Source organism: Crocosphaera watsonii WH 8501, from assembly GCF_000167195.1.
GTDB classification, from domain to species: Bacteria; Cyanobacteriota; Cyanobacteriia; order Cyanobacteriales; family Microcystaceae; genus Crocosphaera; species Crocosphaera watsonii.
This window is the reverse complement of the sequence record NZ_AADV02000160.1, coordinates 1-10,061: the sequence shown is the minus strand read 5'-3', so window position 1 is coordinate 10,061 and position 10,061 is coordinate 1. Positions and strand designations below refer to the sequence as shown.

At 37.1% G+C, this 10,061-nt stretch carries 8 protein-coding genes; 2 read left to right on the top strand and 6 right to left on the bottom strand.

Going from position 1 to position 10,061, the window contains the following annotated elements:
- Nucleotides 1–853: 853 nt before the first annotated feature.
- The 6 genes from CWATDRAFT_RS26730 to CWATDRAFT_RS41530 form a co-directional block, all read right to left on the bottom strand.
- Nucleotides 854–2,053 carry an MFS transporter gene (locus CWATDRAFT_RS26730; protein ID WP_007307926.1) on the bottom strand — a complete coding sequence of 400 codons (1,200 nt, stop codon included), beginning with the start codon at nt 2,051–2,053 and terminating at the stop codon, nt 854–856.
- Between the two features lie 72 nt (nt 2,054–2,125).
- Entirely contained in the window at nt 2,126–2,542 is a 417-nt protein-coding gene (locus CWATDRAFT_RS26725) for a phosphomannose isomerase type II C-terminal cupin domain (protein WP_007307925.1), read from the bottom strand.
- Between the two features lie 211 nt (nt 2,543–2,753).
- Nucleotides 2,754–3,962: a NupC/NupG family nucleoside CNT transporter gene (locus tag CWATDRAFT_RS26720; RefSeq protein WP_007307924.1), complete on the bottom strand. Its 1,209-nt coding sequence runs from the start codon at nt 3,960–3,962 to the stop codon at nt 2,754–2,756.
- Nucleotides 3,963–3,976: 14 nt separating this feature from the next.
- Nucleotides 3,977–4,333, bottom strand: a complete 357-nt coding sequence (locus tag CWATDRAFT_RS26715; RefSeq protein ID WP_007307923.1) for a DUF952 domain-containing protein — start codon at nt 4,331–4,333, stop codon at nt 3,977–3,979.
- 15 nt (nt 4,334–4,348) lie between these two features.
- A complete protein-coding gene (locus CWATDRAFT_RS41535; RefSeq protein WP_326997441.1) occupies nt 4,349–4,804 on the bottom strand; it encodes a mechanosensitive ion channel family protein in 456 nt (151 codons plus the stop codon).
- Between the two features lie 9 nt (nt 4,805–4,813).
- Entirely contained in the window at nt 4,814–6,403 is a 1,590-nt protein-coding gene (locus CWATDRAFT_RS41530) for a mechanosensitive ion channel family protein (RefSeq protein ID WP_007307921.1), read from the bottom strand.
- A 361-nt stretch (nt 6,404–6,764) separates the two neighbouring features.
- On the opposite strand from CWATDRAFT_RS41530, the gene CWATDRAFT_RS26705 reads away from it, so the two are divergent.
- Nucleotides 6,765–9,080: a putative PEP-binding protein gene (locus tag CWATDRAFT_RS26705; RefSeq protein ID WP_007307928.1), complete on the top strand. Its 2,316-nt coding sequence runs from the start codon at nt 6,765–6,767 to the stop codon at nt 9,078–9,080.
- Nucleotides 9,081–9,147: 67 nt separating this feature from the next.
- A complete protein-coding gene (locus tag CWATDRAFT_RS26700; RefSeq protein WP_007312853.1) occupies nt 9,148–9,771 on the top strand; it encodes a class I SAM-dependent methyltransferase in 624 nt (207 codons plus the stop codon).
- Nucleotides 9,772–10,061: the final 290 nt, after the last annotated feature.

Sequence of the window (10,061 nt, the reverse complement as noted above, 5' to 3'; positions counted from 1 at the left end):
GGTTGCCCACGTCGCCCTTTTAGGCATTCTCTGAACATTTTACGGGAATAGGTTTGATAATTAAACCCCCCAAGCAACAAAGTCTACTATGATCCAGAGAAAACGGTTAACAAGTAAAGTACCTGTTAAGTTAGGCATCAAAGTATTATGTTGATAAACCGTCCAACGTAAACGAGTTTCCTCAAAAGCATGAAANCCAAAGGGATCTAACATTGCCCAGAAACGGTACTGGTTAAAGTTAATAACCTCCATACCCACCATCATCAAAGATGCTAGATAAAGCATCACTAAAACAATAGCTCCTGCATAAGTGATGGCTAGGTTACGGGTACGGGATGCCAATAAAAAGGCGAGTGCTGAGGCTATAAATAAATTAGGAATAACAAAGAAAAAATAACTAAAAAAATAGGCATCGGGACGAAATGGACCCAAAGCGTAGGGGTTAAGCCCTGGCATCAGGGTTCCGATGATAGTTCCTGGTAAATAACCCGAAAAGGCCAATAATGTCATCCCTACTGCTGCAAAAAAGCGGAGTCCCAAATAATTCCATTTACGGATCGGCGTTGAAAAAATCAACTCTTCCATGACATAGTTTGTATCTCTAACAAAGGTTTCTGCTACAAACGCCGCCGCCGCTACAATACCAAAAATTGTGTACCAAATGGTTGTTTGAAAGATTTGAGAGGGACTATTAATATAAAAAAAAGCTTGTCCTTGGGACGCATTAGACACAGAGTCCATTAAGGCAATGCCAAAAAATAATAGACTAATGATCCAAAAAGTCGGACGCTTCAAATGATAAAAAATCTCAAATCTGACAACTGGTAAAGTAGCTTGTTTCATATTTAATTAATCATTCATCACGAACCGCTAACAACAATAGTACACTAGCGGCGATCGCCAACAAACTGCCCAATATAAAAGGGGCTTGAGGGTTAACTGTTTGCCACAAAAACCCTGCTAATAAACTAGCTGGCAATAAAATTATACCTATTACTAAATTAATAATGCCAAATCCTGTTCCTCGTAACTCCCCAGGGGTTAGATCCGCCACCAAGGCCAATAAAATGCCTTGACTCATGCCTAAATACACACCATAAAAAGCAAAAAGTCCCCAGATTTGCCAAGGTTGTTCAACCCAGGCAAAACCGAGATAAACTAGGGCAAATAACCAAAATCCTGCCACTAAAAGCTGTTTTCGACCGATCCGATCCGATAATAAACCCAAAGGATAGGCACTCAACATATAGGAAAAATTCATGACGATCATGGACAAAGGAATCCAAGCAGCCGCAATGCCTATTTCCTGGGCTTTTAGCAGTAGAAAAGCATCACTAAAGTTACCCAGATTAAATAGGGCAGCTACCCCAACCAATGCCCAGTAATTTCGACCCAACTGTTGACAAAAGCTCCATTGTATGGGTTGACCCCGTTTTCCTTGGGAGGAGGGGGTTTCTCGAATGCCTTTAACCAGTAGGGCAACAGATATAATGCCTGGGATCAGAGCAACCCAAAACACCAGACGAAAATTTTGCCCAGAGATTAATAAAATGAGAGTAGCGGCCAATGGTCCGGAAAATGCGCCGATGGTGTCCAGGGTTTGACGTAAACCGTAGGCTGCACCACGTTGCTCTGTGGGAGTAACATCAGCCACTAAAGCGTTACGAGGAGCCACTCTGATGCCTTTTCCCAGGCGATCGCCAAATCGTGCTACTAAGATCCAAAAGGGGCTATTAGCTAAGGCAAATACGGGAATAATTGCGGCTGAAAGTCCGTATCCCAGGATTGCTAGTTCTTTGCGCCGTCCCCAATAGTCGCTTAATACCCCTGAAAACAGTTTCAAAGTAGAGGCGGTTGATTCTGCGATCCCTTCAATCAATCCGATGGTAGTTAAATTAGCCCCTAAAACAGACAATAAAAACAGGGGCAAAACCGACTGAATGGCTTTGGTTCCAAAATCTGTAAATAGACTGACTAAGCCCAATATCCAGACGTTAGGGTGAATATTTCTTGACTGCTGCTTTGGTTTTACTGAAGATTTCTGGTCAGACATAACAATAAATAAAAACCTAATTAGTTCTAACTAATTAGGCTTAGAGGTACATATTCAATAGTTAATTGTTAATTACTTATGACGGGAATAATCATCCTGGAAGCGAATAATGTCGTCTTCTCCTAAATATTCACCGTTTTGAACTTCAATCAGGATCAGCTTAATTACCCCTGGATTCTCCAGACGATGGGAGGTACACTGAGGAACGTAGGTAGATTGATTAGCTGCTAAAATCTCTTCTTTATCCCCACAAGTCACCTTAGCAGTCCCAGAAACAACGATCCAGTGTTCACTACGGTGGTGGTGCATTTGTAAACTGAGACGATGACCAGGGTTTACTTCAATACGTTTGATCTTATAACCAGGTCCTTCTTCCAGGGTAGTAAAGGAACCCCAGGGACGCATTTCGGTAGCTGCAACTCCTGTATGAGCCACAGAGAAGGGAATAGCAGCCACTTCACTTTTCTTATTTTCTTTAGTTTGAACCATAATACTCTTTGACTATACAAAAGTTAAAATCTAAGAATTTAAACCAACTGACAAATAGAATAACACAGATGATCAAAAATGACTGTGATCTTGAGAAAATTTAGATTGTATTAAAGTCTTAAAGAAATGTTACAACCTGAGTTCGGAGTTCGGAGTTCGGAGTTTTTTCTATTACACTTTGTTACCCAAACTCTTAAAATAGCCACAAATGTCAAAGCAAAAGGCCAGCAATACAAGCAGTCAGAAAACAAGCCAGGGAACCAGCTATCATGGTTCTCAGACCTAATTTTGCTAAATCTTGTTGACGGTTGGGAGCGATCGCACTTATTCCTCCTATTTGAATACCGATAGTTCCTAAGTTAGAAAACCCACATAAGGCGTAAGTTGCGATTATTTGACTGCGTGGGGAAATAGTATTTTCTGCCATCAAATTTTTCAGATCAAGATAAGCAATAAATTCGTTTAAAATGGTTTTTTTGCCCAACAAAATTCCCACTTGTAAGCAGTCTTGCCAAGGAACACCCATCAACCAAGCAACGGGAGCGAGTAAGTAAGAAAAAATCAATTCTAAAGATAGACTAGACAATCCTAATGGTTGACCAATAGCTCCTAAAATACCATTAATCAAGGCAACCAATCCCAAAATAGCGATTAACATAGCTCCCACATTTAAAGATAATTTTAGCCCTTCTAATGCTCCATTAGTAGCTGCATCGATTGCATTAGTATAGGGACTTTTTATTTCAAGAATCTCCTCCCCCTTAGTTTCGGATTTATTGGTTTCAGGGTACATAATTTTAGAGATAGCGAGGGCAGCAGGTGCAGACATTACGGAGGCAGAAATTAAATGGGTTGGAGAAATTCCCATAGCAATATAAGCAGCCATCACACCACCAGCAATAGTAGCAAACCCTCCTGTCATAATAGCGTGTAATTCTGATAAAGTTAGGGATTTTATGTAAGGTTTAATCATTAAAGGAGCTTCAGTACAACCAACAAAAATGTTGGAGGCACAACTTAAGGTTTCTGCTCCCGATGTTTTCATAGTACGCATCATTATCCAGCTAATCATACCGACAACACGGGGCAAAATTCCGTAATGGTAGAGAATAGCGATAAATGATGCAAAAAATATAATAGTTGGCAACACTTTAAAAGCAATAAAATGCTCTTGAAATGTCTCTCCAAAAACAAATTTTGCTCCTACATCAGAATAATCTAAAAAAGTTTTAACTGTGTTTCCTAACCATTCAAAGATAGCTAAGCCAAAGGGAGTTTTTAAAATAAAAATAGCTAAAATAAACTGTAAACCTAATCCCCAAGCAACAGTTTTCCAGGGAATTAATAAACGGTCATAAGATACTAAATAAGCAAATCCTAAAAAAACAACTAGACCTAATAAAGATATCAAATGTTCCATGTTTTTCTCAAATTTTAAAAGGTTTTAAATAGACCCTGATTATCTTTACATAGATAGATGATTTTTTCAACAGCATCTAAGTTAATAACTCCGTATACGTGAGGTAATTTTTCAGTATCATTAATATTGTATTCAAGATCAGGGTTAGGATGTACAGGGGATTCCCATTTTATTTCTGCTAATAATTTATCGGGATTAATTTCTAAAACAATTAATTGCTCATAATCACTATAAAATGTATTAGCAATATTTATAACTTGAGATTTGGTTGAACAATGAATAAATCCTTCTTTTTCTAGGGAAGTGGATTCGTATTTGTTGATAAGTTGTGCAGTTTCCCAAGTTTCAGGAGTAGTAATGTGAAAAATCATAGTTGGTTTCAAGGATTAGTTATTCATGGATTGCATGGATTGATGAGCTTGATATCTAACTTCTTGATGGGGAACACCCAGTGCTATTCCTGCTGCTTCAAATGCTTCTTTTACTCTTAGTCTATATTCTCTTCCTACAGCCCATTGTTGCATAGCTTGGGTTTTTATCCACACTTGAATTAAGATACCTTGATGAGAAATACTATCCACTCCTAAAATAGAAGCTGGTTCAATAATCTTATCTTTCCAAGTTGGATCATTTTGGATTTCTTCGCTCACCTGGTTAATAATATTTAAGGCTTTTCTAACATCAGCATCATAAGCAATTTCTATTTTAAACTCAAACCGTGACCAGTCTTTAGTTAAGTTTTCAACAATAGAATTTTTTCCGTTAGGAATAGTAACTAAACGTCCCCCACCCCCTCTAATCTGTGTAATATAAATATTCATATTCTCCACAAAACCGCTGATATTTCCTATCTAAATAACATCCCCAATAGCATAACGATCTGTCCATAAAATCAAAATACCATTTAACATATCTTCTACTACGTTACGAGATAAAAATGCAAAAACAAAAGCCACACCTCCGGCACTTGCTAAAACAGTTAAATTAATCCCTAAAAACGCTACAGTACCCACAGTTGCGATGGTGATAAAGAGAAAACTTGTGCCACTCTTCAGGGCATTAGAATAGGTACTTACTCGCAGAGTATAACGATTAGAATTAGGATTAATTAGCTGTGCATTCTTAGCCCATCTATTGAGATAAAAATCAATCAATAGATTGCTAAACTTATAGGCAATACTAGCAGACATCCAGATTAAGGGAATGATAATAGACTGCCCCAAAAAGAAATAAGTATAACGACGAGTTTCGGGAAAGATTAAAACAATTAAAGTTAAGGCCAATAAAATTAACAATAATTGCATCCAAAAAAACAACCCTAAAAATAATTGAATAATATTCTGCTGTCGTTTGATAGTCCCCTGTCTTTTTAATGATAAATCGGGGAGGTTTTGACTTATGCTTTGTACTGTATGTTCAAGGATTATTTTCGCTTTAGCTAGAGCTTTGTCAGGGCGATCAATTACCTTTTTAACAGTTGCTATGATAGAAGCCCTATTCAGTTGTATTCTTTGGGAAGTTTCTTGAGGTGTTTCTGTACTTTTATCGGCCACATCTGAAGAAGATACTTCATCGGAAGATAAAGCTTCTGCATCAACGGTTAAAGACTCTTGTAAGACTCGTAATTGACTACGAAGATGACGATTCCAAATTTTTAATAAGTGTCTAATAACTGCTAAGATAAGTACAGGGACAGCAACAATAAGCAGAATAGCAAGAGCAACTCCGAATCTAGCAAAAGGGTAATAATAATCTATTTCATAAGCCCAAAGGGACTCATTAATACTTTCAAAAATCAGTAATCGCCACTCTTTAGCAATGTCTTCAATTAATTTACCTTGATGAAGACTATCCGCTCTATTTACTGTTACAATCGTTTGCGCCGATAACCCCAATTCAAGTTGTCGTGGCACAAAAACTACAGTTTGATTATTTCTGATCCCAATTTCAATTTTAGGTGTTGCTGGATGTATTCCTAGCTCGTCTCGATTGAAGAACAAATTTTGCCAATTAGAGATCGCCCCAAATGGAGATGTGATAACATTCTCCTGAAACATCAATTCCGACTGACGAACCCGATTATAAATAGAATTATAGATATTCTCAACTTGCCTAGCCCTTTCTTCAACAGTAGAAGGCGCATCATTGGGATCCTCAACAGCATCCGGGGTAACAGCAACTTTAAATACTTTATCTAAACCACCAAATAAATGAACCTCGCTACACCAAAGTCTCCCACAACGCTGTGCTTTATTGGGGTCCCACCAAGGGGTTTCTGATCCAATAGGTGTATTTGCTGAGGCCACAGTCAAAGGAAACTGCCCCACGGCTACAGGACTCCAGATAAGCGTTAAAATAAAGGTAGTTAACCCTAACATGACCATGGGCATTGCCATCAATCGCCAAATGGACAACAAACCTGCAATAGCTTTTCTTTTCATAGAAAATAGTCTTTAATCTTGATAGATAAAATTCAATAATAAAAGCCATACTGGATGATAGACTTTCAGGTTTAGTGTAACCATTAATAGGAAGTTTCTGGTCATACCCCATTGTGATTGGCGGTATTGTTATGATACCATAACAATCAAGCGAATACGAATTAAAAACAGTAAAATTGTTTTATTCGAGGGTTATAATACAGCGTTTCTCGGACTCATGAGGTACACCTAAATTTTATTTTTTGTTCCCTGTTGCCTGTTCCCTGATACTAAAAACTACTGTACCTCACAAGTATGAGAAGTGTTATAAGTCTTTTAAACGGGTTTAATTCTAGTTGTTAACTCGATTCTTGTGACTGCCGTGATTGAGCTTTATTGGCTTTCGGAAATTGATTTACGGGACCGTCCCGTTGTTGGAGAAAAAGCATGGATTTTGAGTCAACTTAAACAAAGTGGCTACAATGTTTTTCCTGGGTTTGTGATTAGTGCTAGTGTTTTTCGGGACTTTCTAGATAACTTGAATGATGTGAATTCATTGTTAGCAGATTTTCCTGGATCATCCCTTCATTTGGATGTAGATAATCCTCGGACATTACAATTAGTTGCCCAACAAAGCCGCCAATCTATTTTAAGTGTATCTTTCCCCGCTCAATGGCGAGATATATTAACCGAAGCGGCGAGAAAATTAGACAGCGAGGCGTTAATTTTACGTACTTCTTTAGGGGGTACTTTTCCTCTAAATCAAGATATTTCTGGTTTAACTCCTGGTAAAGTTTGTTGGAATGTTGCTGACAATTTGGAAACAGCAATTAAGGAAATGTGGGCGCAGCTATTGAATGCGAAGAGTTTATTTTATTGGCAACGTTTAGGGATTAGAATAGAGGAATTAAATTTAGGTATTTTGATCCAACCAATGGTAAATTCTGTTGCATCTGGGAGGATAATAAATCAGTCCAAAAACTATGAGATTGAGGGAAATTGGGGCTTGGGTAATAGTTTACTGCAAGGAGATATTTTACCAGACTACTGGAAAATTGAGGGAGAATCTGGACAAGTTTTAGCACAAAGATTAGGGAATAAGTCTCGTGCTTATAGTTTAAGAGATAAGCCAGAATTGACTCAATTGAACAGTGAAGAATGCTTAGAGGTTTATTGTCTAAGTGAGCAGCAACAGTCAAAATATTGTCTAAATTCTGAAGATATTACTAAAACATTTCAACTCTTTAAAGATTTGCATGACTACGCAATCTCCTGGCATTGTCTGGAATGGATATTGTGCAATTCTGCCGATAATTCATCCTTGGAATTGGTCATCGCTCAACTAATTCCATTGCCATATAATCAATTCATTAAAAACACCAAATCAGAAATAATAACCGAACCATCTCAACCCCAACTAATGGGTATTGGGGCAGCACCAGGAAAAACCCAAGGGACTGTTTATTTACTAAATGAAGATAATTCATCTCATCTAGTTAGCTCAAAACATCCTATTATTGTGACTCAAAAAATCCATCCTTTTCAACTATCTTCCATTAAACAAGCGTCAGGAGTTGTCACTGAAGAAGGAGGAATAACAAGTCATGCAGCCATATTAGCTAGGGAATTAGGAATTCCTGCGGTTGTGGGTGTTCCTGGGGTAACAACTTGGGTACAAGCAGGAGATTCTATCCTTATCGATGGAGATCACGGAACCATTATTTTGAACACATCAAATCACAAAGAAATTACGCTCCAACCATCCCCAGTTTCTCTAGAAAAAACACCTTCTTTAGATTACCCCATAGGTACTCAATTAATGGTTAATTTAACTCAACCCAGTTCTTTAGGCAAAATCAAAGGTTTACCTTATGATGGGTTAGGGTTAATTCGTTCAGAATTGATGTTGTTAGACTTATGTACGCCTCATTCTTTAAAAGAATGGTTAGGAAATTTTCAAAGGGATGAGATTGTTGAAAAAATCAAGCAAAGAATTATTGAGTTTGCTCAATTTTTTAATCCCCAACCAATTTTTTACAGAACCTTTGATGATAAATTTTCTGCTGAGCAAAACCGTAGGGGAACTGCTGGTTATTGTCTTGATTCAAGTTTATTTAGGTTAGAATTACAGGCTTTATCTGCCGTTCAAAAGCAAGGATATGAGAATATCAATGTAATTTTACCTTTTGTGAGAACGGTTAATGAATTCCGCTTTTGTCTTGATTTGATAGATGAGTTTAAATTATCCTCTTCAAGTTCGTTTCAAGTTTGGATCATGGCAGAAGTACCTTCCATTATTTTTCAACTAGCGGATTACGTTAAAGCTGGTGTACAAGGGATTGCTATTGGTACTAATGATTTGATTCCTTTATTATTAGGTATAGAACGGAATAATCTATCCTGGAATAATATTCCTGCCGTTTATGAATCTTCTATTTATGGTGCTTTAAAACAGTTAATTGAAGAAGCATATAAGTTAGGGATTCCTAGTTCAGTTTGCGGTCAAGTTATTGTTAATTATTCGCCAATTATCGAAAAATTAGTTAATTGGGGTATTACAACTATTTCCGTAGAACCGGAAGCAATAGAGAAAACTTATCAAGCGATCGCCAGAACAGAACAAAGGTTACTCTTAGCATTAGCTAGAGAAACAAAGAAAAATTTAGAATCGAGAATTAATAACAATCACATAACTTGAGGATTTGGTAATTTACTGTGTACTTATGTTATTATGTTCATATATAAAAACATTAACTATTTTAAAAATGGCAACCTTTTTAAGACCTTTAAGTTATCAATATCCCTGGTTATATAATACTATTTCTCGTGTAAGTGCCTTAGCAGTTGGTGGAGAAAAGCGATTTCGTAGTTTATGCCTTGAAGGGATTAAGATTAATTCAGATAGTAAGATTTTAGACCTTTGTTGTGGCAGTGGTCAAACCACTCAATTTTTAGTCCAAAAATCTTCACAAGTAACCGGACTTGATGCTTCCCCTAAAGCAATTGAACGAGCTAAAATAGGGGTACCTCAAGCCAATTATGTCAACGCCTTAGCCGAAAAAATACCTTTTCCTGAGCAAGAATTTGACTTAGTTCATAGTAGTGTTGCTCTACATGAAATGGAAACAGAACAATTAAGAGAAATTATTAAAGAAGTTTATCGAATTCTCAAACCAGGTGGTCTTTTTGCCTTTATTGATCTACATAAACCCACTAATTTTTTATTATGGCCGTCCTTAGCAACATTTATGTGGTTATTTGAAACAGAAACCGCTTGGGAACTATTAGAAACAGATGTAATTGATGAGTTAAAAAATTTGGGTTTTAATGAATGTCAACAAAAATTATATGCAGGGGGTAGTTTACAAGTAATTCAAGCAAAAAAGTAATCTATAGAGTTTCTCGGACTCAATATGTACACCTAATATCGAGCCTCCGAACTCCGAACTCCTAAAACTAGAAAACTCTGTACCTCACAAATATGAGAAGTGCTATGTATGTCCAACTCAGGTAAACATTGAAAACTTGCGACCAATCAAAATACATGATACAATCGGCTTGGATAAAACTGAAAAATGTTGTTAAGCAGGAGGAAACAAGTAGTTTGGGAAGACCCAGAAGAAGAAATAAGCCCGTTACACCTTTCAAACAAAGCGATAAGTATCGAGTTGATAATCGA

Coding starts and splice junctions, on each gene's coding strand:
- CWATDRAFT_RS26730 (WP_007307926.1), bottom strand. CDS start 2,053: ATGTCTGACCAGAAATCTTCAGTAAAACCAAAGCAGCAGTCAAGAAAT.
- CWATDRAFT_RS26725 (WP_007307925.1), bottom strand. CDS start 2,542: ATGGTTCAAACTAAAGAAAATAAGAAAAGTGAAGTGGCTGCTATTCCC.
- CWATDRAFT_RS26720 (WP_007307924.1), bottom strand. CDS start 3,962: ATGGAACATTTGATATCTTTATTAGGTCTAGTTGTTTTTTTAGGATTT.
- CWATDRAFT_RS26715 (WP_007307923.1), bottom strand. CDS start 4,333: ATGATTTTTCACATTACTACTCCTGAAACTTGGGAAACTGCACAACTT.
- CWATDRAFT_RS41530 (WP_007307921.1), bottom strand. CDS start 6,403: ATGAAAAGAAAAGCTATTGCAGGTTTGTTGTCCATTTGGCGATTGATG.
- CWATDRAFT_RS26700 (WP_007312853.1), top strand. CDS start 9,148: ATGGCAACCTTTTTAAGACCTTTAAGTTATCAATATCCCTGGTTATAT.